This is a genomic window from Deltaproteobacteria bacterium, from assembly GCA_016874755.1.
In the GTDB taxonomy this organism is placed as follows: domain Bacteria; phylum Desulfobacterota; class Binatia; order UBA9968; family UBA9968; genus DP-20.
Genome location: VGTH01000006.1, coordinates 108,157 through 134,633 on the forward strand (window position 1 = coordinate 108,157; position 26,477 = coordinate 134,633).

Consider the following 26,477-nt stretch of genomic DNA (forward strand, 5'->3'; position numbering starts at 1 on the left):
CTAGCGCGCCGGCAGCGGCCCGCCCTCGGCGTATTGCTTGTACAGGGCGATCACTTCAGCATCGCGCGGCAGGTCTTTGACGACCTGTTGCACCGCTTCGCCGGTTAACGGCGACGGTTCGCGCCCCATGAGTTTTTTGAACTCTTGAATGAAGGCGGCATCTTTGAAGCTTTGCGCCATGGCGTCGCGGAGGATCTTCACCAACTCCGGCGCCGTTCCCGGCGAGACATGGTGCGGCCAGCGTGGCACCTGAAAGGCGCGAAACAACTCTACGGCTTTGCGCTCGCGCTCGTTCTTGGCGAAGCTGTCGAGATCGGGCAAGCCTGGTAAGCGCGAGTCGAAGCGCCCTTTGGGATTGGAGATCGTCGCGTGAAACGCCACCTGATCGCGCAGGTCCTTGAAGACGCTGTCGATGTTGCCGCTGGTGCGCAGGTCGAGCTCGCCATTGTTGAGCGCTATGTCCATCTCGGGATCGTTGAAGCCGACGACAAAGCGCGGCTCTTTCAGGTCTAATAAGTGGGCGAACATGCGCCCGGTGATGTAGACCGAGTGGCCGACCGAATGGGCCCCGACGCGCAGGCCGCGCGCAGCGCGCAGCTTCTCAAGATTATCGATACTGGCGCTCTTGCGCGAGAAGAACGCGTAGGGATTGCCGGTCTCGGTCGAGCCGAGATAGATGAACTTGTCGATATCGTAGTTGCTGCCCGACAGACCGAGAATCGGCCCGGGAATCATGTTGCCTGCCGAGGCGATCTTCAATCCGTCCGGCTTCACCGTGTAGAAATAATTGGCCGCCTTGCGCCCCGACGCGCCGTCCATGAACTCCATGACGATATTGGGGTTCCCCGGAATATATTTTTTCAGAAACGGCATCAGCGCGCGGGATTGAAACTCCCCCGACCCGCCGGCGCCGCCGCCGCGAATAATCGTGATCGTCTTGCCAGCGTAGTACGGCGTCTGGGCTAAACATTGACTCGTTAACACGCCCCACAGGCCGCAAAGAACCGCCATGGAACGAATGACAATTGCCACCTGCATTTTGATCTCCTGTTCAATTGTTGCAGTTAACTCTTGACGCCCAACTGCGCTAGAAAACCACTCTTTTTCAAATCGTCGACAAAACGCAGGTCGAGAATATCCTCCGGTTTGGCCTTGGCGGCTTTCGGTTCGATCTCCGCCTGGATGTCGAGAATATTGCGCAGCCCTTCCACGGTCGGATAGGTGTCGTCGACGAGTAGGTCGCGATACGCTGCGTAGGATTTCTCCAGCACGGTCCGGTCTTGTCCCCTGGTATATTTTTGCAAGACCTTGATCACTTCCTCTTTATGGTTTTTGTAATAATGCACCGTCTCCGCCATCGCTCGCACCAGGCGCTGCACCATATCAGGATTCTCCCGAATGAGTTTGCGCGAGGTCACGGTGCAGGTCAATTGAAAAGGAATCTTCAACTTGGCCATGTCCAGGATCACCTTGAGGCCGCCCTTCTCGCCCATCAATCTTTCTGCTTCCTGACCGACGGTCCACTCCAGTTGACCTGAGGTAACGGCGGTAACCCGCGCCGAACCGGCGCCGACGGTCACTGCTTTGATATCGCTCAGCGACAACCTTTGCTGTCTCAAAGCGAGGCGCAAAGCAAAGTCGGCCGCCGTCCCAGGAATGTGGATAGCCGCTGAGCGGCCGCGCAAGTCCTCCACCGATTTGATCTCAGGCTTACCGATAATGTAATAGGGCAGCGTATTGGTGAGGCTGTTGACAATCGCGATATCGCCGCCCGCTAGCTTGCCGTAGAGCGCCGAGGTGCCCACTGCTCCGACGAAGGCGACATCGCCAGCGATCAAACTCTGCACGCCGCGGGTGCTGCCGCTAATATAAATCAGCTCGATGTCGAGGCCATGTTTTTTGAACAGGCCGCGCTCCTTGGCCACCCAGTAGGCCGGCGACGCATTGGCCGAGTCGGAGATGTAGGCCAGCAGTGACGGCTTTCGTTCGGCAGCGAGCGAGAGCCCGGTCCAGGCGGTAATCCCAACGCCAACCCAAGCGAAGATTCGTAAAAATCTGGTCTTCACAGCTACCTCCGTTTTAACGGTCGCCTTTGACTCGTAGGGCAGCGGATACACCGGGTCAACACGAACAATTTATCGCTCCCCGCATCCGGTTCATGATATGACTGGTCTTGCAGCGCACATCAATAACCCTGGTTACAGGAGGTTACAATGAGCGACCCTACCGGCAAGGCTCGCGCCCTGGGCATCAATCACGTGGTTCTCGAAGTCGATGACTTGAACAAAGCGCTGGAGTTCTACGGCAACCTCTTCGAATTCACGCTGCGCGGCAAGAGCGAACACAACGCGTTCATCGACCTCGGTGATCAGTTCATTCAATTGACCTTGGGCCGCACGCAGATCGCCGACACCAAGCGCCACTTCGGCTTGGTCGTCGACGACCGCGACGCGGTGCGCCGGAGAATGGAACAGCTCGGCATTAAAAGCATCAACGACCGCTTGAACATCCTCGACCCCTGGGGCAACCGCATCGAGATCGTCCCCTACGACGACTGCCAATTCACTAAAGCCGATCACATCTTGAACGGCATGGGCGTCGCAAAGATCGAGAAGACAGCCAGCGCCACCGAAGAGCTGAAGAAAAAAGGCATGGCGCCCGAATAACTCCATTTGTTGAGCAACTTACTCACAGTTTTGAGTAATTTGTCAGGCAGTCCGAATTATGATTCCCCACCCGCGAAAATGAAGACAGCACGAGCCGCACGATCCCAAATCCCGGTACTCCACCGCCGACCCGAGCCGCTCCCGCTCCTTCGCTGGAGCCACATGCGCTCGCCACTGGGCCGGCTTTTCATCGCCGTCAGCGAAAAGGGTTTATGCGCCATCGTATACAGACAGCGCGAAGACAATTTCGTTGCTGATTTAGATTCGCGCTCGACGTTGAAGCGAGACAGCACCGCCACTGCCCAAGTGGCGGCGCAGATCGAAGAATATTTCGCCGGCCGACGTAAGAAGTTCGCTCTACCCCTCAAACTCTCCGAACTCACGTCCTTTCAACGCCAGGTCTTGGCCGCAACGTCGCGCATCCGCTTTGGCCAAGTATGGACTTATCAGCGCGTCGCCCAAGAAATGCACCGTGCTAAATCGAGCCGCCCGGTGGGCCAAGCTCTGGGCCGCAATCCGATTCCCATCGTTATTCCCTGTCACCGGGTCATCGCCAGCAACGGCGGTCTCGGCGGCTATTGCGGCATCTCGGGACGCGAGCTCAAGCGCTGGCTGTTGCGCCATGAGGGCGTGCGCTTGTGAGTCAAACCGCGCCGGCCTCGTCCTACCAAACGGCATCGCCGCTCTTGATCTGGACGGCGCTGAGCGCAGTCTATGTCATCTGGGGCTCGACCTATCTCGCCATTCGTTTCACTGTGGAAACCACACCGCCCTTTTTATCCGCGGGAGCTCGTTTTGTCGCCTCGGGCATCGTTCTTTACCTGTGGCGGCGATGTGCCGGCGATCCGACTCCTTGCAAGCTCGAATGGCGCAATGCGACCATGATCGGCATTCTACTCTTGGTCGGCGGCAACGGCGCGGTAGTCTGGGCCGCGCGCTATATACCGTCGAGTCTCGCCGCACTTTTGGTTGCCACTTGTCCGTTGTGGATGTTGCTGTTTGATTTTCTCCGGCCTGGCGGAGAAAAACCTGGTGCCCGAGCATTGACAGGTATTCTGGTCGGTTTTCTCGGCGCTTTGCTATTGATCGGCTGGAGCGCGGACGGCACCAGCGAGAAAAGTTTTATCGGCGCCGTGGTCGTCGTCCTCGGCTCGATTTTCTGGGCGAGCGGTTCGATCTACGGCAAGACCGCCAAGCTCCCTCCTTCGCCGCTACTAATAACGGCCATGGAGATGCTAACCGGCGGTGCCGCCCTGCTCCTCATCGCTTTTGTCATTGGCGAGGTGACCACGTTCCAACTCGCCGCGGTCTCCTCACGTTCTGCCTGGGGCTGGCTCTATCTCACCGTCATTGGTCCCATCGCGTTTGTCTCCTACGCCTGGCTGCTGCGCAACGCGCCGATCCCCCTCGTCTCGACCTATTCTTACGTAAATCCGCTAGTGGCGATCTTGCTCGGCTACTTTCTCGGCAAAGAAATTTTCGCGTTGCGAGTCTTGCTTGCCGCAGCCTTGGTCATTGGTTCGGTGGCGCTGGTGAGCGCGCGCAGGGCGCACTAGGTGATTCCAGATTACACATTACAGATTCCAAATTATCTGATATTACCTCGCAGACTATAGTTACCAAAACTCGACAAGATGACTTACAAGCATTTCGAAGATTTGCCGGTTTGGAAAGACAGCGCTGAACTCGCACGCTTAGTCTCTGAACTGACCGAGCACGCATTGTTTCAGCGACACTATGGGCTCCGCGATCAATTGGAGCGAGCGGCCTTATCTATCTCCAATAATATCGCTGAAGGATTTGAACGAGGGACCAACAACGAGCTCCTTGCTTTTTTGTACGTCGCCCGCGGCTCCGCCGGCGAAGTTCGCTCGATGCTTCGGATTCTAGAATTATGGGACAAGTTTACGGAACTCAGACCCAAAGTCGCAGAGCTTCGGACGCGAACCGAATCGATCTCTCGTCAGCTCCACGGCTGGATTGAGCAGCTTAAGCGCTCGGGTTTCACTGGCCAAAGACATCTCAACGTCGTAAAACCAAACAAATCAACGCGTTCGTCTGGCATGCCTGCCAAACCCCACAAGGAGCGCTGATCCGAAGCATTTCAATCTGGAATTTGGAATCTGGAATAGGAGGCTTTATGCCCATTATCCTGTATCACGACGTGCCTTCTACCAACTGCGACCGAGTCAAAATCGCTCTTGCCGAAAAGGGACTCAAATGGGAAGGCGTTTGGGTCAAGCTAAGCAAGAGAGACCAAAAGAGTCCTGAGCATCTTAAGCGCAACCCGTACGGGAAAATCCCTGTTATCGACATCGATGGCAAGATGCTGTTCGAATCGTGCATCATCAACGAGTATCTCGACGAAATCTATCCCAATCCGCCGCTGCAGCCGAAAGACCCCTACCTGCGCGCCCGTGGACGAATCCTCAACGATTATTTCCTGAATTACATGCACGAGCCCTACTGGGCATTGCGCGGCGAGATGATGAAGAACGAAGCGGAGCGCGATCAGAAACTTGTCGCGGAAACGCGCAAAGAAGTCATCAACCGGCTGCGATACCTGGAGCAGGCCCTCGGGGACCAGCCGTTTTTTCTTGGCGACTATAGCCTCACGGACATCGCTCTACTGCCCCGCTTTCCAAAAATCGCACAGTATGGTGCGCTGCCGGGCGACACGCTGCCGAAGCTTACGGCGTGGTTCGAGCGCATGAAACAACGGCCGGCGGTGCAAACCGTCCTTTGAAACGGACTGCTTAAACTAGTGATTGACTCGGCTCGACCGAACCGATAATCACGCAGTTCGGAGGTATTCGCCCATGAGAAAAGGTTTGCGGCTCTCCCTCTTAATCGCCGGACTGCTGCAGGGCTCGCATCTGCTGGCCGACGACTTCTACAAGGGAAAGACCGTCCGCGTCATCGTCGGCGGTACCGCCGGCGGCGGATTCGATGTCTATACCCGAGCGATGACGCGCCACATGGGTAAGCACATCCCCGGCAACCCCAGCTTCATCGTCGAGAACATGACTGGCGCGGCAACGCGGATCGCAGCGAAATATATTCACAGCGCGGCGCGGCCAGACGGGCTCACCTTCGGGATCATCAACGGCTATCTGATTTTGAACCAGGTGCTCGATCCCAAGCGCTTCGATTTCGACACGCGCCAATACGAATACCTTGGCGTGCCGGTGCAGGACAACGTCGCGTGCGTTTTGCGCAAGGAGACCGGCATCACCAACGTCGAGCAATGGATGGGGGCAAAAACTCCCGTTAAAATGGGCGGCCTCGGGCCGGGCAACAGCACCAGCGACGCCGTGCGCATCGTCAAGGAGACGTTGAATCTGCCTATTCAATTGGTCGAAGGCTACAAAGGCACGGCGGATGTGCGCCTGGCCGCCGACGCCGGCGAGCTGGGCGGCGCCTGTTGGGCGTGGGAGTCGATCCGCGCCACTTGGACCAAGGCACTCCAGTTAGGTGAAGTGACACCGATCTTGCAGATCCCGCCGAAGAAACAGCCAGACTTGCAGCATGTGCCGCTCGCCCTCGACTTGGCTAAAACCGAAGACGCCAAACAGATCATCCGCGCCGGCGGCATCGTGCCGAGCGCCATCACCCGCGTCTACGTCATTCCGCCTAAAACACCCAAAGCCCGCGTCGAGATTTTGCGCAACGCCTTCGCCGCCACATTGAAAGATTCCGCCTTCCTCGTCGAAGCAAAAAAAGGCGGCCTGGAAGTCAATCCTCTGGGCGGTGAGGAAGTGAAAAAGACCGTCGACAGCCTGTTTGCGCTCAATCCACAGACCATCGCCAAGCTGGCGAATATTCTGGCGCCCAAACAATAGAAGATCGTAAGGGATGGAGGGTAAGGGGTAAGGCGTTTCGAATCTGAAACCTTCACCCTTTACACCTCACCCCTGACGTCTCTTTATCTTAATGTTTCCTTCAACTTCGCCACTACCGGCGCCGGCGTGGAGAACATTCTTTCGATGGCGCTGGCGATCTCTTCGCCGGATGCCGAGGCGATTTCCAGGTTGGCTTTGTTGGCGTCATTCAACAGGTCGGGATCTTTGACCGCCTGCGCCAGCGCGCGGCGCAGCACTTGCACGCGCTCTTTCGGTGTGTTCGGCGGCAGCGAGTAACCATACGTGATCGCGCCGGGTTGATGCACGCCGGCTTCGATCAGTTGCTTGGCTTCGGAGCTTCTGGCAAAGTTAATCGTCAGCGGCACCTTAGGCAGATCGGCGTGGGCTTTCGGCGCGCTCTGAAGCATGATCACGGCTTGGCCTGACTCCACGGCGCGGCGCCAGGTCGACTTCACCGAAACCCAAGAAAATCCGCACAGCCCGTCCATCTCACCCGACTCGACGGCCACGCGCATGTCGGCGGTGCCCTTGTAGCCGGTGACCAGACGCATCGGCAAACCGATCGCTTCTTTCAACACCTTCGCTACATCGTCGGTGGTGGAACCCGGCGCGCTGCCGGCGAGCTTGAGCGGCGTCTTCGACGCGAGCCACTGCTCGGCGTTGGCGATGCCGGTGCGCTGGTGCAGCACGCACAGATCATGGTTGTAACCGGGCGCGCCGATCCACTCCATCTTGCGCGCGTCGAAGTTGATCCCCTGGGCGCCGACCAGCTGACCGAGGATCTGGTTGCCATTGAACGCGCCGATGGTGAGCCCGTCCGGTTTAGCAACGCGATAAATATGATTGGCGCTGATCAAACTCCCCGCGCCCGGCATGTTGTCGACGACGATTGACGGATTGCCTGGTATGTACTTGCCCATGTAGCGCGCGACTGTGCGCGCGAAGGTGTCGAAGCCGCCGCCGGCTGAGAAGCCGACAACGATGCGAATCACCTTGCCACGGTAGAAATCCTCGCCGCTCGATGCCGCAAAGATTGCTTTTGGAATACCCAAGACCAAAACCAGAAACACAGCGCTTGCGATAGTTAGTCTCTGTTCCATGCCGCCTCCCTTTGGCTACCCCACTTAACCAAGAGCCGATGTCTCGTCAACCGCTGATTTCAAGCGATTGGACGTTGACAAGTAAGCCATTACCACATAATCACCAAAACTCGGAGGAGCTGCGATGAAGTTTCTCGTGCTAGGCTTAGTTATCCTTCTATCCGCTGCTGCTGCGTCTGCTCAGGACTTTTACCGCGGCAAAGTCATCCGCGTCATCGTCGGCGGTAGCCCGGGCGGGGGCTTCGATATCTACACCCGCGCCATGGCGCGCCACATGGGCAAGCACATTCCCGGCAATCCATCGCTGATCGTCGAGAACATGACCGGCGCGGGCACATTCATCGCGGCGAAATATGTCCATAGCAGCGCCAAACCCGACGGCTTGTCGATCGGCATGTTTAACGGCGGGCTGATTTTAGGGCGCGTGCTCGGCATGAAGGGAATCGACATCGACATGCGCGAGCTGGAATACCTCGGCGTGCCGGTGCAGGACAACCCGGTCTGCGCCGTGAGCAAGGCGAGCGGCGTCACCCACTTCGAACAATGGGCGGCATCGAAGGCACCGATCAAGCTCGGTGGCCTAAGCCCCGGCAACAGCACGAGCGACGTAGCGCGCATTATTCAAAGCGCGCTGAATCTGCCGGTGCAGCTTGTCGAGGGATACAAGGGCACTAACGAGATCCGCCTCGCCACCGACGCGGGCGAGTTGCACGGCGCTTGTTGGGCTTGGGAAACATTAAAAACCGCTTGGAGCAAAGCCCTCGGATCCGGCGACATGAATGTGGTCCTGCAGGTTACGGCGAAAAAACTTCCCGAGCTGCCCAACGCGCCCTTGGCACTCGATCTGGCAAAGAGCGAAGAAGCTAAACTCTTACTGCGCGCTGGCGCCATCGATCCGGCGGCGATCGTGCGCGTCTACGTGACCACGCCAAAGATTCCGCGTGATCGACTGCAGATCCTGCGCACAGCGTTCGCCAAGACGTTGACGGATGCGGACTTTGTCGGCGAGGCAAAGAAAGCCAATCTCGACATCAATCCACTGACCGGCGAAGAAGTGAAAAAGCTGGTCGACGATCTTTTCAAACTTCCAACGCCTTCAAAAAATAAGTTGATCCAAACGCTAATCCCCAAATAATTGAAACAATCTTTTTAGGGTGCGCCGTGCGCATCATCGAACCCGGGGCCGGTGCGCCCGGCGCACCCTACGGGCAATGAACAAGGACATGGAGAATGACTCATGAATCTTAAACTGCGCGTGCTTGCATTGAGCACTTTATTGGGTCTCGGCCTGACGACAACGCGGCACAACGCCGAAGCTGCCGAATTGAAGCCGGAGCGCAGCAAACTCGAAGTCGCCATCGCCGCCACCGGGCCGCTCTACCTGCCGCTTTTGCTCGCCGCTGACGCCGGTTACTTTGACAAGCGGGGTCTAAAGGTAAATTTGACCACGCTCAGCGCTACTGCGTCGGCGCAAGCGCTGCTTTCCGGCACGGTGGACATTTACCAGGGCGGCACGGCGACGATACACGCCAACGTCGCCGGCTCCGACTTGATCTACATCGGCGCCGCAGTCGACAAGAGCACACTCGTGCTCTTTGGCCAAAAAGGCATCACCAAGTTCGAAGACTTGCGAGGCAAAGCAGTGGCGACCACGTCAGTCGGCGCCTTCGGCGAGATCGCCATGCGCAAGTTTGCCAAGGAACGCGGCATGGAGGTTGGCAAAGACATCAAGCTGCTCTACCACAAGGGACCGCCCGATGCGCTGCAAACGTTCATGCTCAACAACGCCGATGCTTTAATCGTCACGCCGCCGCAGACCGAGATGGCCAAACAAAAAGGCTACCCAGTGATCATCGATTTTTTTCAACAAGGCCTGAAAATCATCGGCCCCGGCACTGGTGTTGCACGATCCTTCGTGCAGAAAAATCCCAACACGCTAAAAATCTTTTTGATGGGCTATCTCGACGGCATCAAGCGCGCCATTGACGATCCCCAAGCGGCAAAGCAGGTCGAATCGCACTACACCAAAGTCACCGATCCGAAACTTTTGGAGGACAGCTACCAGGAAGGCAAGAAAGTTTGGAACAAGGACATGACCATCGACGCCGACGCGATCAAGCTCGTCCTCGAACAATCGACCGTGGCCGGCGCTGCGAATCTCGACCCCAAACGTTTCTTCGACAACACGCTGATCCGAGAAGTGAACCGCGACTACGCGTCGAAACTATTTCCGGGGCAGGTGAAGTAACTAGGCAACAGGCGTGAGAAAGAGGGGCGCGACAAATCGCGCCCCTACATTCGGTTTCTATTTTGCGCCTTTTGCTCTTCGATCCAATTCAGGGTGGTGAGTCTATCGAACCACGCTTTTGCGGTTAATTCTTCCCGAGCGTTAGTTCGTCGCCCCACCATTCGTAAAGCGCAGCTTGGCGGCCTGCTCGACGTAATATTCGCCGACCTTTTTCGGCAGCAGTCCTTCATGGACGAGCTTGAATGCTGCATTCTTCACACAATTGACGTAAGCCACCTGGGTCATTCTTTGCCCCGCTTTTAACAAACCCAGCCGCTGCCACGCCTGCGCTACTGTCTCGCGCTTGTCGCGCACGCCGTTGCCGTTCATGTCGACCAATTGCCCGCGGGCATCGAGCGGTTCGAGATTGACGCCGTCGAAGCGCGCAAACTCGGTCTCTTGCCCGCCTCTTCTCGCGGGGTCAACGTCGCGTGGAAAAATGTGATAAACGCCCAGCGGACAGGCTACTTCCGGCAAAGCGATACCTGGGTTTTCGTTGACCCCGTCTTTGTTGAGATCACCCAACTCCATCATGTCCACTTTGCTGGGCGGAGGTGCGATATCGCGCTCCACCCAAGCATCGAGCCGATCGATCAATGCGTCATAGAGCCCGGTGAGGTCGAGGGTTTGATTGACCAGGTCGGGGCGCGACACCTGGCCCGCGTCGAAGTGGCTCACGCCGCGAAATTCGTAGACGCGATGCTTCGCGCCAAGACCTTTTTCCCGCAACAATCGGGCGTTTTCCCGCTTATTGGTCAGAAAATCGTTGGTGTCGCCGAGGTACAGCCCATGGGTGGTATCGATCTGTTTGACGAAGCGCTTGCGCTCTTCGTCCGTCGTGAAAAGAACATCCTTGCCGTCGACGGTGAGCTTTGGCAGCCACAGACCGCCGCCGGCGTCGTCGAGCAAGAAGGCGTCGAAGAGCGCCCGCCCATCGCTATCGACGTTGGCCCCGGCCTGGTAGTTGACCTGCCGGCCCCAAAAGCCGCCCGCGGAATGGCCGTAGAAATAGATCCGTCTGGGGCGCGATCCCGCGCGCTGAGCGATCATGTTGCGCGCGAGCTGGGTCCAGGAAGTCAAAAGCCCGGCATGGGAACTCAGGTTAAACCCCTTGAGCGCCGTGCCATCTTCCAGCGTCACCGTGGCGTCGCCGCGCAAACGGTCCGAAGTTCGCATCGTGTGAGCGACGGCGTAGCCCTTGTCGATCATCAGCGTCACATAGCGATTGACGTTTTGCCGCTGGTTGTACTTTGCGTCGGGGTCGCGCGGCAAAAGGTGTCCCACCGCGCCGTAGGAGCCCGCGCCATGGGCGGTGATGTAAAGCTTGCCGTTCCAGTGACGCGCATCCTCGGGGTAAAATATCGTTAGACCATGATTGGTCGCTGCCTCGTAGCGCGCCACGCCGCGGGCGCGCGGTCCGCTGAGCCCCGATTGTACGAAAACAAACTCCGGGCCATCGGTGAAATATGCCGCCCGCGATCCCTTCTCGCGCGACGCCCAGCCTTCCACGGTACCGCTCAGGCGAACCTCGACACGGCGAAATCTCTGGCCTTTGATGTTGAAAACCGTTTCTTCGGAGACGATGTGGCAGAGTTCGATGCCGACGGTGTGGCCCAGGGCCTGCCTCGCCGCAGGAGCAAATTCATTGCAGGGCGCGGCGTCCTTGAATTTATCCCCGGTCTTTTCCTGCGCGCCGGCGACACCAAGAACGGCCCAAAGGACACTCAATACGGCCAAGCATGCGACTTTATTCATAGGGAATGCCTCCTAGAACGAACCTATTCTGCTAGCTTAAAAATTGTCAAGGCGAGCTGAGTTCCTCCGCTTCGCAAAATCGACTGCTTCTGCTATGGATTGAAACCTAATTATTTTCACAGGAGCAGACTCATGCGTATCATCGACGCCGACGGCCACGTATTAGAAAGAGACATTCCCTGGGCGGATTTGCTCGAAGCCCCCTACCGCGATCGCGCGCCCAAAGCCGTCAAAGACAACCGCGGTTTCACTTTCGTCATGATGGAAGGAAAACTCACGCCCAAGCCGGTTGGCAAAGCGTGCAGCTTCGTCGGCGCGCCGCGCAGCCACCATCCGCAGGCCACCACGGGCATGACCGATCCCGTCGTGCGTTTGAAAGATATGGACTTGGAAGGCATCGACACCGCCGTGCTCTTCGGCACCTCGCCGTTCTTGAGCCTGCCCTTCGTCGAAGACAAAGATTTGGCCAGCGCGGTCGCCCGCGTCTACAACAACTGGCTGGCTAAATATTGCAGCGCCGATCCGCGCCGCTTGAAAGGCGTCGCCGCCGTGGCGATCCAAGACCCGGTCGAAGCGACCAAAGAATTGCGCCGTGCGGTGACCGAATTAAAATTCGTCGCCGTCGCCGCACCGCCGGTCTCCGCGTCGAAGAAAAACCTCGACGACCCCGACCTCTACCCATTCTTTGCCGAAGCCGAAAAGTTAAACGTGCCGGTGTGCATCCACGTCGGCGCCGGCGACGGCGTGCCAGCAGCGACTGAACGCTTCGACCACCCGCTCTACACCCACGCCATGGCCCATCCGTTCGAGCAAATGATCGCGACCTTGTGCGTCGTCTGTGGCGGTCTATTAGAACGTTTCCCCAAACTAAAATTCGCCTTCATGGAAGCTGGCTGCGGCTGGGTGCCCTACTGGATGGAGCGCTTGGACGAGCATTACGAAATCTTGCAGCCCACCGTCCCCTGGCTAAAAAAAGCTCCGAGCGAATACATGAAGAGCGGCCAGATGTTCTACGCCTTCGAGATGGAAGAAAAGATGCTCCCCTATGTCGCCGAGTTCGTCGGCTCCGAGCGCCTCGTCTTCGCCACCGACTACAATCATAGCGACTCCAAATTCCCCCACACCGTAAGTGAAGTGATGGAGCGCAAAGATTTGACCGACGGCTTGAAGGCCAAGATCATGGGCGAGAACGCGGCAAAGTTGTACAGCTTGTAATCGCGCGCCACTGCACGCTTCGACTTGAATCGCAGCCGCCCTACTTCGACTTGGCGGCAAAGACGTTTTTGTAGTCCGCCCAGGCCTGCGGCCCGGCGCGATCGAAGACTTTGTCGCGCAGCCCGCCGGCGTATTCGGCTGGAATGTAGTTGATCTTTTCCGTGTAGGAAGGCTTCAAGCGCATCCCCTTGGCCTCGAACTCGTCGGCCAATTTGAGATTGGCGAGCACCGAGGCGAGCTCCGCATGATCTGTCCACATGGCTTTGTAGGCGATCTTGCCGTGCTTATCGACGATATAAATCATATTGGGCAAAGAGCCGTAGGCCCGATGCACCGGGCCGTCGAGATCGTCAACCAACAGGACAGATTCAATACCGTCTTGCTGTCGGCAATCGCGGGCAAATTTTAGCTTTTGCTCCCAGCTCCTGTGCGCGCCATAGTTTTCTCCTGGATGCGGCTCGCGCACGTAGATCGTGAAAAATTCAAATCCCCTCTCGCGGTATTGCGCATATAGCTTGTTCAAGGGCGAGACCTCGCCCACAAACGGCGGTCAGGTAATACTGCCAAATTCCAGCAGCAGATGTTTTCGGCCCCGGAATGCAGACAGACGAACCTTCTCGCCGTCAACCGTAGGCAGCTCAAAATCTGGCGCATCCTCACCGGCGCGCAAAGCGGCCTTAAACTCGCCCGACATACCGGCGCTCTCAGAACGGGAAAACGCTTCGTAGTTGTAGCTATCGGAAATGTTTCTGCTCTCCGGTTTAGCCATCGTCGGTGGTCCTCCTATACGGCTAGTAACACATCTCGCCAAGGCGGATTTACCCCGGCTATACCTCAATTTGTTTTCTATAGAATCTCAATTCTCACCGAACCTCGGCGCGGATCGCTGATTTAGCGGTCTCCCAATCGGTGAAATGACCTTTCCCTCTGCGATCTTATGCCGGCGCTCTTCGAGGGCGTCTCTGTGCCACTCCGGTGACTCGAAGGAATCCGGAGAGCGAGTAAGCTCTTCCCAGAATAATTCCATCGCAGCAAGCTTTTCCTGCTGGGTCATGTCATTAAGAGGAAAGTTAACTGACATAGCCGAATTATATACCTCAACGCACTCACGACAATTTTGCACCATAACCCATTCGCTTCAACCGTCTACCGCCCCAGCTCCGCCCCCACCTGCCGCGTCAGTGTGAAATCGACCAGCTCGGAGGGCTTCATGGCCATCTTTGCTTTGGTTTGCTCGGCGATGCGGTTGAGCTCGATGTGAACTTCTGGATCAGTCAGCCAGAGCGTGGGATTGAGCGTTTCCATAATCGCATCATATACCGATTCGGAAACGTCTTTGTCCATCTTGTACTGGCGCATAATGAACTGGACCATGTCCGCACGCCTTGTCCGGGCGTAATCCACGGCGCGGAATACCGCACGAATTGCGCGGCGTACTTTGGGTGCTTCTTTCTCGAGCTTTTCTTTAGTCGTCACAAGTCCGGTCGTGGGGGATACCGGGATCACATCGCTGGTTTTGACCAGGTCGCGATAGCCCATCCGTTTGGCGAGGATGCTGTAAGGCGGCGTCAGCGCCACGGCGGCCATGCCGCCTTGCTGGAGGGTGAGAAACCCATTGGCGACGTCGCCGGTCGACACGAGCTGGACGTCCTTATCGACACCGGATGGCTTGAGCGCTTCGAGCACCTGGTAGAACTGCGTGCCCCAGTTGCCGCCGACGCCGATGGTCTTGCCGCGCAGATCTTCGACACGCTGAATATTTTTCTGCGCGACGATCCACAAATCGGCTTTCTTGGTGATGTTGAGGATCATCTTCAGCGGCGCGCCATTGACCGCCGCGCGCAGCGCCGAGCCGCCGGCAGTGGTGAAGTCGATACTGCCGGTCACCAGCGCCGCGATGCCGGTGTTGGTGCGCATGACGATGATTTCCGCGGTTAGGCCTTCCTTGGCGAAGAAGCCCTCTTTGGCCGCTAGCTGAACGGGCCAGGACGCCAGTCCCGGCGACGATGGAGCGATGCGGAGTTTTTCCTGAGCGCACACATGCCCGGCGCTATGCGCCAGTGCGATAAAAAAGCACAAAGCAGAGATGGGTCGCATGAGACAATGATATCGTCTAATGTCTAGGGTCTGGCGTCTAGAGTTCCCTGCCCCGCAACACTAGACTCCAGACTCTAGCCGCGATGGGCGAAACGTCACAGTCCATACAATGCCTTGGCATTGTCGTAGAGAATCTTGTCGATAATCCGCGGCTCCACCTCGCCCTTCTGTTTCAGCGTGCGCAGTGCTTCGATCTCGGACGAGGTGTCGTTGTGGCCATAGTCGGAACCGATGACGATGTTATCTTCGCCGGAATATTTCAGGACCTGCGGCAAGTCGTCGTCGGTCTGACAGGTGACCCATACATGGTTATCGCGAATCAAATTGCGCGCCACCGAATTGTCGGCGCGCTCGAAGCGGCGGGCGATCTCCACGGCCATGTACGGGATCCACTGAGCGCGCACTTCGATGAAAGCAAATTTCAGGTTGGGGTATTTTTTCGGAATGCCATCGTGCACAAGCGAATGAAAACCCGACAGCACCGGCGCCTTGAAGCGCATGAAGCCGCTCTCGCCGTCGAACATTTCCATCCAATCGAAATTGCCGGTGGATGCATGCACGCAAACGGGCAGCTCGGCTTTCTCCGCCGCGGCATAGATCGGATGAAAGCGCGGATGGCTCAACCGTTTGTCGTCGATCAAGCCGCGCAGAAAAATGCCGCAGGCGCCGTTGGCGCGGGCGAATTCGATCTCCGCCACGGCGCTGGGAATATCGATCACCGGTATTTGACCGATCCATTCCAGCCGCCCCTCGCCTTTGGCGCAGATGTCGATCAACCAGCGGTTGTAGCTCCGGCAGATCGCATTTTCGACTTCGGGTTTGGTCGTCAGGGGCCGCAGAAAGAGCGACGGATAGAGCACCTGAACGTCGATCTCCAGCTCGTCCATGTGCTTTAGCCTGCCCTTGATGTCGCGCATCTCGATGATATCGAGCGGCAGACCTTTGTCGAGATTGACGCCGCGGTGAAACACCCGGCCGTCAATCAGCCAATTCGACGGCCGACCACCACCAGGCGTTACCATGTAGGGACGGATTTTAGGGTTTTCGACATAGGACCAAGTCTGATCGCATTCGATCACATGGGCATCGGCATCGATGGTGGGCATGGGGATTCCTCCAAGGCGTTTTGCCACTGGGCGATGGTAGAAAATACCCTTAGCCGCAAGCCCAGGTCAAATGAAAGATGCGCTGATACAGGCGCTTGGCTCTGCCGGAAAAGTCAGGGTTGAGTGAAGCAGAGCTGCCACTGGATCGTCAAATAGTTGGAAGTAGAAGCAAAGACAAGGTACATTTGCATCAAATGACCCAGGAGGACTTATGAAGGCTCTGACACGAACCCTATTCTAACAGTTGCGCTGTTGCCATTGGCGGGCTGCCCTAGAAAAGCTCCAAAAAGAAGCACCCAAAGTACGCCGCGCAATGAAGGCGGTCGCATTGGAGACATAACAACTTTGCCGGGGAGCAGCGCGCAAACTACGATGGTAGGTGAGGTACGTGACGTCGTCACCTCGGCCCGACAGATCTAATTGCGCACAGATGCCGGACGCACTCATAAAATCGACTACGACAATCGCACCCGCGTCATATTCCAAAACAAGGAATATTCGCCCACCAACCTGGAGCCTGGCGATTACATCGACATGCGAGTTTACCAAGAGAGCTCGGGACGATTGTATAGCGATGAGATTCGCGTGCGCCAGTCTTCTCAAGAGCGGGCAGCCGCGGCCCCAGCCGGAGCCCTTAGTCGATCGCTCATCGGCGACGTGGTAAGTCACGACAACCGAACCAATCTTTTCGAGCTCCAGACTAACGGCGGTCGGAAGTGGACGCTCGGCTACCATCAGACCACGGAATGGAGAACTCGCGGCAAGGTTACGGGAAGCTTTTTTCTCAACCCAGGTGACTATGTTGCCGTCACACCGCGACGCGATAGCCAAGGAAGAATCTGGGCCGACGTCATCGACCTCCGGCAGAATAGACAAGAGCGCAACGCGGGAGCCATCGGGGGGCTGGAGCGTTTCGAGGGCATGGTGGAGTACTTGGATCGGGGGCGTGGGCTCTTTGAAGTGCGAAACGCGCAGAACCGGCTGGTCATCGTCACACTCCCCTTCAATCCCAAACAAGGCGTTAACGATAGATTCACCCGCCTGCGCGTCGGCGAGCCAATACGAATTGAGGGGCGGTTCCTTAACAATGATAGGCTTGAGCTGGAGAATTTTCTATAGAACCTGACACGTGGCCTCGCACGCGCGTGTTGCCCAGTGCGTGCGAGGCCACAGAGTATTAGTGCAAAATCTGCTTAAAGAAATCGTTGCCTTTATCATCCACTAGAATAAACGCGGGGAAGTCCTCCACTTCAATCTTGTAAACCGCTTCCATCCCCAGCTCCGGATACTCCAGCAGTTCGACTTTTTTGATATTCTCCTTGGCCAGGATCGCTGCCGGGCCGCCAATTGACCCAAGATAAAAGCCGCCGTATTTCTTGCAAGCGTCGGTCACTTGTTGGCTCCGGTTACCTTTAGCGAGCGTGATCAGCGCTGCGCCGTGGGACTGGAACAGCTCAACGTAGGAGTCCATGCGGCCGGCGGTGGTGGGGCCGAAGGAACCAGATGGCAAGCCTTCAGGTGTCTTGGCCGGGCCGGCGTAGTAAATCGGATGGTCTTTTAGATACTGCGGCAGCCCCTCCCCTTTGTCCAAGCGCTCTTTCAACTTCGCATGGGCGATATCCCGGGCGACGATCATGGTTCCTTCCAGAGACAGCTGGGTTGTCACAGGATATTTCGTCAGCTGCGCGAGGATCTCCTTCATCGGCCGATTGAGATCGACTTGGATAACGTTCGCAGCAAACTTGCCGCGATACTCCTCCGGGATCAGCCGCCCCGGCTCACGCTCCAGCTCTTCGAGCCAGACGCCGTCTTTATTGATCTTGGCTTTGACGTTACGGTCCGCCGAGCACGACACGCCCATACCCACCGGGCACGAAGCGCCGTGGCGCGGCAAGCGGATCACGCGCAAATCCAGCGCGAAATATTTGCCGCCGAACTGCGCGCCGTAGCCCGATTTGTAGGCCTGCTGCAGCATTTTTTCTTCGAACTCGACGTCGCGGAAGGCGCGGCCATGGGCATTGCCGGTGGTGGGCAGGTGATCGAGATAACCTGTGGTTGCCAATTTCACCGTCTTCAAACAGGCCTCAGCCGACGTGCCGCCAATGACGAAAACCAGATGATACGGCGGGCAACCCGCAGTGCCGAGGGTTTTCATTTTTTCGGTGAGAAACTTTTCCAAACTTGCCGGATTTAAAAGCGCTTTTGTCTCCTGATAGAGCATCGTCTTATTCGCCGAACCGCCGCCTTTGGTAACGAACAGGAACTGATACTCCATGCCGTCGGTGGCCATCAGATCGATCTGCGCTGGCAGGTTGGTGCCGGTATCGACTTCATCCCACATATTCAGCGGTGCTGTCTGCGAATAGCGCAGGTTCTCTTCGGTATAGGTTTTGTAGATACCCTTGGCGATATATTCTTCGTCCTTCACTCCAGTCCACACCTGCTGGCCCTTCTTGCCAAACACGGTGGCCGTGCCGGTGTCTTGGCAAAACGGCAGGATGCCTTTGGACGATGTATCCGCGTTGCGCAGCATCGCCAGCGCGACGTACTTGTCGTTTTGCGACGCATCGGGGTCTTTGAGAATCGCCGAGACTTTTTCCAGGTGCGCGGTGCGCAGGAGGAACGAGACATCGCGGATCGCCACGCTCGATAAATACGTGAGGGCTTCCGGTGCAACCTTGAGTATCTCCTTACCTTCGAACTGAGCTATCGAGACATGCTCTTTGGTGAGCAGCCGGTATTTGGTGGTGTCTTTGTCCAATGGAAGCGGATCTTGATAAACAAATGGTGGTGTCGCCATAAGCTCCTACCTCAATAATTTTGAACCAATCCTAGAGGAAAAATTTTCCAAAGTCGATGTGTTCATCGGTCTAGCGGGTTACCAAACAGCTCGTGGGAATGCTTCGACAAGCAGCACGAACGGACTTTTCGCAACACTTTCAACCTCCAATCCGTTCGCCCTGAGCTCAGTCGAAGGGCTCGGAAAAGCCCCGTACCAACGCGGGCGCTCACAGCGGGTCGGCCTAGAAAATTTGCCAAACTGATCGCTGGCGCTTGTTGACCTGCTAGAAGCCGTCATTTACCGTGGACGGGACCCGGAGGGATCGCTATCGAAAAATTCCACACCTACTGTGCCATGTGCACGTCGCGCTGCGGCGTCGTCGCCACGGTCGAGGACGGCCGCCTAATGCAGGTCAACGCCGATCCTGATCACCCCAACGGTTGCATCTGCGTCAAAGGCGCCGCGGCGCCGGAGATTGTCTACTCACCTGATCGCGTGCTGCAGCCGCTGGTGCGAACGCGTCCCAAGGGCGACCCAAATCCTGGTTGGGTGCAGATCACCTGGGAGCAGGCCCTCAATCTTGCCGCGTTACGGCTCAGTGACATCAAGGACAACTACGGCGCGGAAGCGGTCGTCTTCTCGCGCGCGACCACGGCGGGCAGCGCCGCCATCGATTTTGATGGCTGGGCGCAGCGGTTGGCCAACGCCTTTGGCAGCCCCAATTTTCTGACTTCGAACCACATCTGCACCTGGAACCGCCGGGTCGGCTCCAAATACACCTACGGCAGCCCGATGCCGCTGCCCGACTTCGACAATACGAGTTGCATGCTGATCTGGGGCGTCAATCCTCCCGCGACATCGCCCGCGCAGGCGGTGCGCATTAGCCGCGCGCGCAACCGCGGCGCTAAGCTTGTTGTCATCGATCCACGCAAAACGTCCTTGGCAGCGAAGGCCGATTGTTGGCTGCGCATCCGTCCAGGCAAAGACGGCGAGCTGGCGATGGCGATGATTCATGTCTTGATCGACGAGAATCTCTATGACGCCGAGTTCGTGCGCCAATGGACCAACGGGCCGTTTCTCGTGCGCGATGACAATCAGCATTTACTGACGGCGGCCGACGTGCGCGCGAACGGTGAGCGAAATACCTGGATGGTGTGGGATGGGCACGACGGTTTGGTGGCGCATCACAAAGCTAATGCGCCCGAGATAGTCGGGAATTTCACGATTCGACTGCGCGACGGCTCCGAAGTGACCTGCCGTCCCGCGTTCGAAGCTCTAAAGCAAGCCGCCGCACCATTCGCTCCGGAACGATCGAAAGAGATCACGAGCGTGGCTGCGGCAGAGGTCCGCAAAGCCGTCCACCTGTTCGCCCAAGAAAAGCCATCGAGCTACTGCACCTGGGTCGGCCTCGAACAGGACAACGACGCGCTGCAAACCAACCGCGCCGTCTGCATCTTCTACGCCCTCACGGGACAATACGATCAACGCGGCAGCAACGTGCTGTTCGCAGCGACACCGACTAACTCAATCAATGGCCGAGAACTGCTTTCCAAAGAACAAGCAAACCTGCGCTTGGGCCTCGACAAACATCCGCTCGGTCCACCGGCCGATCCAGGCATCGTTCAGGCCGCGCAGGTCTACGACGCCATCCTCACGGAAAAACCCTACCCGGTAAAAGCTATGGTGCTGTTCGGCAGCGATCCGCTGCTCGGCCATGGCGACCCACTACTCGGCAAGGCGGCGCTTGAAGCCCTCGATTTCTACCTCCACGTCGACACGACGATCAATCCAAGCGCTATCTTCGCCGACCTGATTCTGCCCGCAACGACCTGTTGGGAGCGCGAAGCCCTGATGCCGTCGTTTGAGATTGCGGAGGATACAGTCAACTGGGCACAGCTACGGCCAGCGGTCGCGAACCCCGTCGGCGAGGCGCGCTCGGAAGTGGAAATCGTTTTCGCGTTGGCTAAGCGACTGGAATTGGAGAAACCGTTCTTCCACGGCGACAACGACTCTGCGTTAGCCTACCAGCTCGCACCGTCCGGCCTCACGGTAGAACAGTTGCGGGCAAATCCCACCGGTATGCGCGCCGCGGTGAAGACACGCTACAAAAAACACGCGGAGATCGAGCCGGCTTCCGAAGCGCCACGTGGTTTCGCTACGCCCACCGGCAAAATCGAAGTTTTTTCCACGACACTGAGCCAAGCGGGTTACCCGGCGCTGCCTCGGTTCGAGTTCAGCACAGTAATGGATAACGAGTATCCACTGACGCTGACTTTTTTTCGTGACATCCACTTCTGCGATGAACAGCATCGCAACATTCCGCGCCTGCGCAACGCCGTCCCCGAGCCGTTTGTCGAGCTGCACCCCAATACGGCCGGTGCGAGAGCCATTCAGCAGGGCGACTGGGTCAGCGTCGAAACCAAGACCGGCAAAGTGCGGTTAAGAGCAAAGCTCAACCCGTCACTTCACCCTGAGGTGGTAGCTACAGTGTACGGTTGGTGGCAGGGCTGCGCAAAATTGCAGCTGAGCGGCCACGATCCGTTCTCGGCCACCGGTGCAAATACCAACTTGCTCGTTCCCAATTCAGACAATGACACCCAAAGCGCCTCCGTCGCGCATCGCGGCCAGCGTTGCAGAATCAACAAAATCTAACGGGCACAAGCTCCACAAGTAGAAAAGAATCTGAGATTAGCGCGCAGTATAAAAACTATTGAAGAAGCCGCTCTGTTCGAGAGCGCGCACAATGGACGCATCGAACTGATCGTCCACAGAAAGCGGTTTGACATTGGGCTCCGTCTTTTCCATGAACGCTTTGGCCAACGCAATCCCGGCGCGGTTTGGATATGGAACGCGCGGAACATACTTGATGTAGGTCTTTTGAGTTTCTTCACCGACCAGTGGATCGTCGATTTTCAAGCGTTCTTTGATGACCTTTTTGGAGAATGCTAGATCATTTTTGAAAACTGCGATGGACTCGCCCATAGCGCGGACGAAGTTGCGCACAACTTCAGGATTTTTTTGAATGAATGACCGCCGCGTCACCACACCCGCAGACTGGTAGTCGGGAATGACTTCGGCCAGATCGACTAGCTCGCGAAATCCTTCTTGCTTGGCCAACGCCAAAGTCGGCAGCGAAATCGGACCACCGAAAATTTTCTTGCTCTGCATGCCCGAAAGTATCGGCGGCACGCCACCCATCTGGATAATCGGCACATCCACTTCGGGTTTCAGCCCCCATTTGTCGAGGGTCAAGCGCAATAACAAATCAGTCGTCGAGCCGTAGCGGCTCACGCCCATCGCTTTGCCTCTGAGATCCTTGGGCTCACGAATCTCCGGTCGCACGATCATCGAGAACGGCGGCTTGGTAACTAACCCGGCGATCATCACCGTATCGTTGCCTTGAGCATTAACGCGCATCACCGGTTCGATGCCCTGGACGCCGATCGGCGTCGTACCACTGAGCAGCGACTGCATGGCCGCCGCGCCAGCGATGTAAACCAGCTCGACGTCAAGCTCATATTTGGCAAATATCCCCTTGTCGACCGCGATCCAAGGAATCACTGCCGAGCCAGAAATAGAACTGTAAGCAACCCGCAGCTGGGTTTTGGCCGAGGCAGCAAAAACCTCCCCGCAAACCAGACCGATCAGCAATATTGTTGCACCGATCGTCCTAAACTTACTTTTCTGCCACGAAAAACTCATTCCGAACTCACGCCTCATGCCTGTTGCCTCGCGCCTACTTATGAAACTCCTTCGTTCCCGCATAGGCCCGTGGATTGACCAGCGCATGCTCTTCCTGCATCAACCAGGCGACTTCCGCGGCCATCGGCACGCTTACGGCTTCCATCGACGAATGCGCCGCCATTTTGCAATACCTCAGCGTTGTCTTATCGAACTTGCCGATCTCCTCGCCCCACTTCCACGCCTCGTCCTGCAACTTTGCATGGGGAACGACGCGGTTGATCAAGCCGGCGTTCATCGAGCGCACCGCGTCCCAGTTCTCGCCGGTGAGAATCATCTCGAAGGCAAACTTGGTCGGAATCAACGTCTTAAACATGGTGGCGATGATCGGATAGGGCAAAAAGCCACGCTTGATTTCCGGCAGGCCGAACATCGCTTTGTCCGACGCTATCGCTAAATCGTGGGGCAAGAGCAGCGTAATGCCGCCGCCAAGACAAAAGCCATTTACGACGGCAATCGTCACTTTTGGAAAGGTGCGAATGGTTTCGGCAACGTGATAGGCGCGCGGCTCTTTGCGCCGATCCTTGCCACGGTTCTGCCCCCCTTCGGTGGGAAACTCTGACAGATCGCGCCCCGCGCAATAGGCCACATCTCCAGCGCCGGTGGTCAACACCGCGGCGATTTCGTCGTTTTCGCGCAGTTCCTCGAACACAGCCAAGATTTCGCGAATCGTGTCACGGCTGAGCGCATTGCGCTTCTCGGGTCTGTTGATAGTAATCTTCGCCACCGCACCGCGGGTTTCTAAAATGGCGTACTTGCCCTGCTTGATCATGGCCTGAACCTTTCTTGTGTAAAGCTTCTACGCGCATAACACCGACCACCGCACGCGGTCAACCGACACGCCTTGCAAGCGGCCGGAGCATCGGCTATTGGCAAACAAGACTATGAACCGTGAGGCGTGAGGGGTGAGGCGCGAGGCGTCCGGAAACTTCTTACCCCTAACGCCTTAGCCTCACGGGATGCATATGAACATCGGCGAATCCCTGCCACGCAACGCCCAGCACTTTCCCGACCAGCGCGCCATTGTCGACGCGCACCGATCGGTGACTTATGGCGAATTTCATGAACGGACCAACCGGTTGGCCAACTACCTGCTCGCCCAAGGTGTTGTCAAAGGCGATTTGGTCGGACTCTCCATCGGCAGCCGCGCCGAGCATTTCGAAGCGATCTTCGCCATCGCTAAGGTTGGCGCGCTGGCAGTTCCGTTCGATTTCAACTGGAGCCCGCCGGAATGCGACGCCATGGCGCGCTTCTTTGCGCCCAAGGCCTTCTTCATCGAAGCGCGCAAAGAGACCGCGGCACTGCTCAAGATTGTCGCAGAACAGGTCAAGCATGGGGCGCTGATCGTAGTTGCCGATACGACCCCGAGCGGCATCATTGGTTTTGAGAATGCCGTCACGCGGGGATCACCCGATGATCCTCGAATCGCAGTCGCCGGCAACGATCTGTTTCTCCTAATGATCACCTCCGGCACGACGGGCTTTCCCAAAGCCTGCAGCATCAATCATGAGACATATTCGCTGCGCTGCCTCAACTACAACATCGCCAAAGGCATGAACCACAATGAGCGCGCCTTGATGGCGCTGCCGGTGCACTTCAACGCCGGACGCGGCTCAGTGATGGCGATTCTCTATCTCGGCGGCACAATTATCATCCACGAGAAATTCGAAGCCGAGCGATTCCTACAGACTATCGAGCGCGAGCAAATTACCTACACGATGCTTGTCCCGCTGTTATGCGAACGGCTGTTGCGCTCGGAGCGTTTGCCGAAGTATCGCACCTCATCGCTGCGCTTCCTCGGTATCACCGGCGGCCATTTGTCTAAGGCGCTTGCGCGCGAAGCGCGGCAGCGTCTCAGCCCCGGCGTCTTCGAAGCCTACGCTTCCACCGATTGCGGCCAGATCACCAGCGTCGATGCCGAAGACTGGGAGCTGCACGGGGACACTGTCGGCAAGCCGATCTGGTGCGTGCAGACACGGATTACCGACGACGACGGCAACGAACTGCCTCAAGGCGAGCAAGGCGAAATCTGCGTGCGCACACCGCTGGCGATCCAGGGCTACTACCGCAATCCGCAAGCGACCGAAGAATTTCTCGCCGGCGGCTGGTGCCATACCGGCGATGTCGGCTTCCTCGACAGCGAAGGCTATCTGCACATTTCCGGGCGCAAAAAGAACATGATCAAGAGCGGCGGCATCAGTGTTTTTCCCGACGAGATTGAAGAAACTCTACGCAAACACCCAGCGGTGGCCGCAGCTGCCGTGATCGGCTTCAAAAGCTCCGACTGGGGCGAGACGGTTAAGGCATTCATCGTGCTTCATGGCGAGCAGCGCTGCGATGCGGAAACCCTGATAGATTTCTGCAAAGCATCGCTTGCCGCTTACAAGGCGCCGAAAGTCATCGAGTTCGTTATGGCCTTGCCGCGCACCGGCCTCGGCAAAATCGATCGCGGACAACTGCAAAGCACGATCGGGAGATCGACATGAGATTGCTGTTCACGCTTTTTTCCATTGCTGCACTTTTCGTAAACCACGCAACAGCGCAAACGCCGGCCCGAAGCGCTGCAGAGCTGGCGAAACACATGGGGCCAGATCGTGAGAAACTGCTACATGACGGCGCGAAGAAAGAAGGCAAGCTGGTGTCAAGCAAGATCCAGATCGAGAATCCATTTGACCACCGATGAACGGAATTGTTACAACAGATCTCGCTAATAAGGATGACCTATGACCGCGAACAATGCGCCCCAATTCGGCATCCGCAAGAACATGAAGCTCGTCGGCCGCACCGACATTGCCGGCGGCGGCCAAGTCGTTGTGCAAGATGGTTACGCCTACGTTGGCCACATGGACCCGCCGCATGGCACATCGATTGTCGACGTGCGCGATCCGAAGCATCCAAAGATCGTTGCGTCCATCGAAATTCCCCAGGGCGTGCACTCGCATAAGGTGCGGGTCAGCGGCGACATCATGCTGGTGAATTTGGAGAGATACCGCGGCAAAGAGCGTTTGCCGACCGGGCTAAAAATCTATGACGTCTCGAACAAAGAAAAGCCGCGTGAGATTGGCTTCATGGAGACCAACGGCGGCGTGCACCGCTTCACCTACGATGGTCGCTACGCCTATCTATCGGTCCATGTCGAGGGCTACATCGGCCGCATTCCGATGATTGTCGACATGAAAGATCCGACCAAGCCGACGGAAATCGGCCGCTGGTGGATGCCCGGCCAGTGGATCGGCGGTGGTGAAAAGCCGACGTGGGAAGGCACCGCGCATCAGTGCCACCATCCGATTCGCTACGGCGATCGGCTTTACGTGAGTTACTGGCACGGCGGCTTTGTCATTCTCGATATCAGCGACATGAGCAAACCCAAATTCATCAGCGGTCTGAACTGGTCGCCGCCCTATCCGTCGCCAATTCATACGACGCTGCCGATTCCCTGGAAGTTGGCCGGCCGCGACATGATGGTCGTGGTCGATGAAGAGGCCGGCAAGCGCGCGCCGACACCGCCGGCGTTTATGTGGATGGTGGATATTACGGACGAAAAAAATCCGGTGTCGGTGTCGACCTTCAATCCAGACGGCGCCCGGGACATCGCCCCCGGCAATCAATATGGCGCGCACCAGCCCGCCGAGCAGGTCTACGACAACAAGATGTTTGTCACCTGGTTCAGCGGGGGTCTGCGTGTGGTCGACATCACCAATCCCTATGGATTAAAGGAGCTGGGCTACTACGTGCCCAGCCCGGGCGCCGGACAGAAAACGGTCAAGAGCAACGATGTCTATCGCACCGACGATGGCCTTGTGTACTTGATCGACCGGTTGAACGGACTGGAGATTCTCGAATACCAAAACTAACTCGGCAACGG

General features: G+C 57.3%; 26 protein-coding genes. 14 read left to right on the forward strand and 12 right to left on the reverse strand.

The window, feature by feature from the left end:
* The gene (locus FJ145_05540; GenBank protein MBM4260891.1) at positions 1-1,038 is read right to left on the reverse strand and encodes a hypothetical protein; all 1,038 of its coding nucleotides are present in this window, start codon (positions 1,036-1,038) and stop codon (positions 1-3) included.
* A gap of 26 nt (positions 1,039-1,064) precedes the next feature.
* The gene (locus FJ145_05545; GenBank protein ID MBM4260892.1) at positions 1,065-2,135 is read right to left on the reverse strand and encodes an ABC transporter substrate-binding protein; all 1,071 of its coding nucleotides are present in this window, start codon (positions 2,133-2,135) and stop codon (positions 1,065-1,067) included.
* Positions 2,136-2,213: 78 nt separating this feature from the next.
* On the opposite strand from FJ145_05545, the gene FJ145_05550 reads away from it, so the two are divergent.
* The 6 genes from FJ145_05550 (at position 2,214) to FJ145_05575 (ending at position 6,508) form a co-directional block, all read left to right on the forward strand.
* Entirely contained in the window at positions 2,214-2,666 is a 453-nt protein-coding gene (locus tag FJ145_05550; protein MBM4260893.1) for a VOC family protein, read from the forward strand.
* Between the two features lie 78 nt (positions 2,667-2,744).
* Complete coding sequence (locus tag FJ145_05555) at positions 2,745-3,308, forward strand: methylated-DNA--[protein]-cysteine S-methyltransferase (GenBank protein MBM4260894.1); 564 nt, start codon at positions 2,745-2,747, stop codon at positions 3,306-3,308.
* A gap of 44 nt (positions 3,309-3,352) precedes the next feature.
* Positions 3,353-4,222, forward strand: a complete 870-nt coding sequence (locus FJ145_05560) for an EamA family transporter (GenBank protein ID MBM4260895.1) — start codon at positions 3,353-3,355, stop codon at positions 4,220-4,222.
* 78 nt (positions 4,223-4,300) lie between these two features.
* Positions 4,301-4,759 carry a four helix bundle protein gene (locus FJ145_05565; protein MBM4260896.1) on the forward strand — a complete coding sequence of 153 codons (459 nt, stop codon included), beginning with the start codon at positions 4,301-4,303 and terminating at the stop codon, positions 4,757-4,759.
* 47 nt (positions 4,760-4,806) lie between these two features.
* Complete coding sequence (locus FJ145_05570; protein MBM4260897.1) at positions 4,807-5,412, forward strand: glutathione S-transferase family protein; 606 nt, start codon at positions 4,807-4,809, stop codon at positions 5,410-5,412.
* Between the two features lie 73 nt (positions 5,413-5,485).
* On the forward strand, positions 5,486-6,508 hold the full coding sequence (locus FJ145_05575; protein ID MBM4260898.1) for a hypothetical protein: 1,023 nt from the start codon (positions 5,486-5,488) through the stop codon (positions 6,506-6,508).
* A gap of 83 nt (positions 6,509-6,591) precedes the next feature.
* Here the strand turns inward: FJ145_05575 and FJ145_05580 are convergent, their stop codons facing one another.
* Positions 6,592-7,629 (reverse strand): hypothetical protein, encoded by a 1,038-nt coding sequence (locus FJ145_05580; GenBank protein MBM4260899.1) that lies wholly within the window; start codon positions 7,627-7,629, stop codon positions 6,592-6,594.
* A 124-nt stretch (positions 7,630-7,753) separates the two neighbouring features.
* Between FJ145_05580 and FJ145_05585 the strand changes: the two genes are divergently transcribed.
* A complete protein-coding gene (locus FJ145_05585) occupies positions 7,754-8,764 on the forward strand; it encodes a hypothetical protein (GenBank protein MBM4260900.1) in 1,011 nt (336 codons plus the stop codon).
* Positions 8,765-8,866: 102 nt separating this feature from the next.
* The gene (locus FJ145_05590; GenBank protein MBM4260901.1) at positions 8,867-9,877 is read left to right on the forward strand and encodes an ABC transporter substrate-binding protein; all 1,011 of its coding nucleotides are present in this window, start codon (positions 8,867-8,869) and stop codon (positions 9,875-9,877) included.
* 141 nt (positions 9,878-10,018) lie between these two features.
* On the opposite strand, the gene FJ145_05595 is transcribed toward FJ145_05590, so the two are convergent.
* Positions 10,019-11,671 carry a hypothetical protein gene (locus tag FJ145_05595; protein ID MBM4260902.1) on the reverse strand — a complete coding sequence of 551 codons (1,653 nt, stop codon included), beginning with the start codon at positions 11,669-11,671 and terminating at the stop codon, positions 10,019-10,021.
* Positions 11,672-11,803: 132 nt separating this feature from the next.
* Here FJ145_05595 and FJ145_05600 point away from each other — a divergent pair, with 132 nt between their 5' ends.
* A complete protein-coding gene (locus tag FJ145_05600; protein ID MBM4260903.1) occupies positions 11,804-12,886 on the forward strand; it encodes an amidohydrolase in 1,083 nt (360 codons plus the stop codon).
* 40 nt (positions 12,887-12,926) lie between these two features.
* Here the strand turns inward: FJ145_05600 and FJ145_05605 are convergent, their stop codons facing one another.
* From FJ145_05605 to FJ145_05625, 5 genes are all read right to left on the reverse strand, one after another.
* Positions 12,927-13,409, reverse strand: a complete 483-nt coding sequence (locus FJ145_05605) for a hypothetical protein (protein MBM4260904.1) — start codon at positions 13,407-13,409, stop codon at positions 12,927-12,929.
* Positions 13,410-13,436: 27 nt separating this feature from the next.
* On the reverse strand, positions 13,437-13,655 hold the full coding sequence (locus FJ145_05610) for a redoxin domain-containing protein (GenBank protein ID MBM4260905.1): 219 nt from the start codon (positions 13,653-13,655) through the stop codon (positions 13,437-13,439).
* A gap of 87 nt (positions 13,656-13,742) precedes the next feature.
* Positions 13,743-14,012, reverse strand: a complete 270-nt coding sequence (locus FJ145_05615) for an addiction module protein (GenBank protein ID MBM4260906.1) — start codon at positions 14,010-14,012, stop codon at positions 13,743-13,745.
* 20 nt (positions 14,013-14,032) lie between these two features.
* On the reverse strand, positions 14,033-14,983 hold the full coding sequence (locus FJ145_05620; GenBank protein MBM4260907.1) for an ABC transporter substrate-binding protein: 951 nt from the start codon (positions 14,981-14,983) through the stop codon (positions 14,033-14,035).
* Positions 14,984-15,078: 95 nt separating this feature from the next.
* On the reverse strand, positions 15,079-16,089 hold the full coding sequence (locus FJ145_05625) for a hypothetical protein (protein ID MBM4260908.1): 1,011 nt from the start codon (positions 16,087-16,089) through the stop codon (positions 15,079-15,081).
* Between the two features lie 420 nt (positions 16,090-16,509).
* On the opposite strand from FJ145_05625, the gene FJ145_05630 reads away from it, so the two are divergent.
* Positions 16,510-17,208 carry a hypothetical protein gene (locus tag FJ145_05630; protein ID MBM4260909.1) on the forward strand — a complete coding sequence of 233 codons (699 nt, stop codon included), beginning with the start codon at positions 16,510-16,512 and terminating at the stop codon, positions 17,206-17,208.
* Between the two features lie 58 nt (positions 17,209-17,266).
* Here FJ145_05630 and FJ145_05635 read toward each other — a convergent pair whose 3' ends face one another.
* Positions 17,267-18,889: a fumarate hydratase gene (locus tag FJ145_05635; GenBank protein MBM4260910.1), complete on the reverse strand. Its 1,623-nt coding sequence runs from the start codon at positions 18,887-18,889 to the stop codon at positions 17,267-17,269.
* A 336-nt stretch (positions 18,890-19,225) separates the two neighbouring features.
* On the opposite strand from FJ145_05635, the gene FJ145_05640 reads away from it, so the two are divergent.
* Positions 19,226-21,523: a molybdopterin oxidoreductase gene (locus tag FJ145_05640; GenBank protein MBM4260911.1), complete on the forward strand. Its 2,298-nt coding sequence runs from the start codon at positions 19,226-19,228 to the stop codon at positions 21,521-21,523.
* A 36-nt stretch (positions 21,524-21,559) separates the two neighbouring features.
* Here the strand turns inward: FJ145_05640 and FJ145_05645 are convergent, their stop codons facing one another.
* A complete protein-coding gene (locus FJ145_05645; GenBank protein ID MBM4260912.1) occupies positions 21,560-22,660 on the reverse strand; it encodes an ABC transporter substrate-binding protein in 1,101 nt (366 codons plus the stop codon).
* Positions 22,608-23,384 (reverse strand): enoyl-CoA hydratase/isomerase family protein, encoded by a 777-nt coding sequence (locus FJ145_05650; protein MBM4260913.1) that lies wholly within the window; start codon positions 23,382-23,384, stop codon positions 22,608-22,610. Before FJ145_05650 ends, FJ145_05645 begins: the two co-directional genes overlap by 53 nt.
* 187 nt (positions 23,385-23,571) lie before the next feature.
* On the opposite strand from FJ145_05650, the gene FJ145_05655 reads away from it, so the two are divergent.
* The 3 genes from FJ145_05655 to FJ145_05665 all read left to right on the forward strand — a co-directional run bounded on the left by FJ145_05655 (position 23,572) and on the right by FJ145_05665 (position 26,466).
* Positions 23,572-25,098, forward strand: coding sequence for a long-chain fatty acid--CoA ligase (locus FJ145_05655; protein ID MBM4260914.1), 1,527 nt, complete (start codon positions 23,572-23,574; stop codon positions 25,096-25,098).
* The gene (locus tag FJ145_05660) at positions 25,095-25,295 is read left to right on the forward strand and encodes a hypothetical protein (protein ID MBM4260915.1); all 201 of its coding nucleotides are present in this window, start codon (positions 25,095-25,097) and stop codon (positions 25,293-25,295) included. Before FJ145_05655 ends, FJ145_05660 begins: the two co-directional genes overlap by 4 nt.
* 82 nt (positions 25,296-25,377) lie before the next feature.
* Positions 25,378-26,466: a hypothetical protein gene (locus FJ145_05665; GenBank protein ID MBM4260916.1), complete on the forward strand. Its 1,089-nt coding sequence runs from the start codon at positions 25,378-25,380 to the stop codon at positions 26,464-26,466.
* Positions 26,467-26,477: the final 11 nt, after the last annotated feature.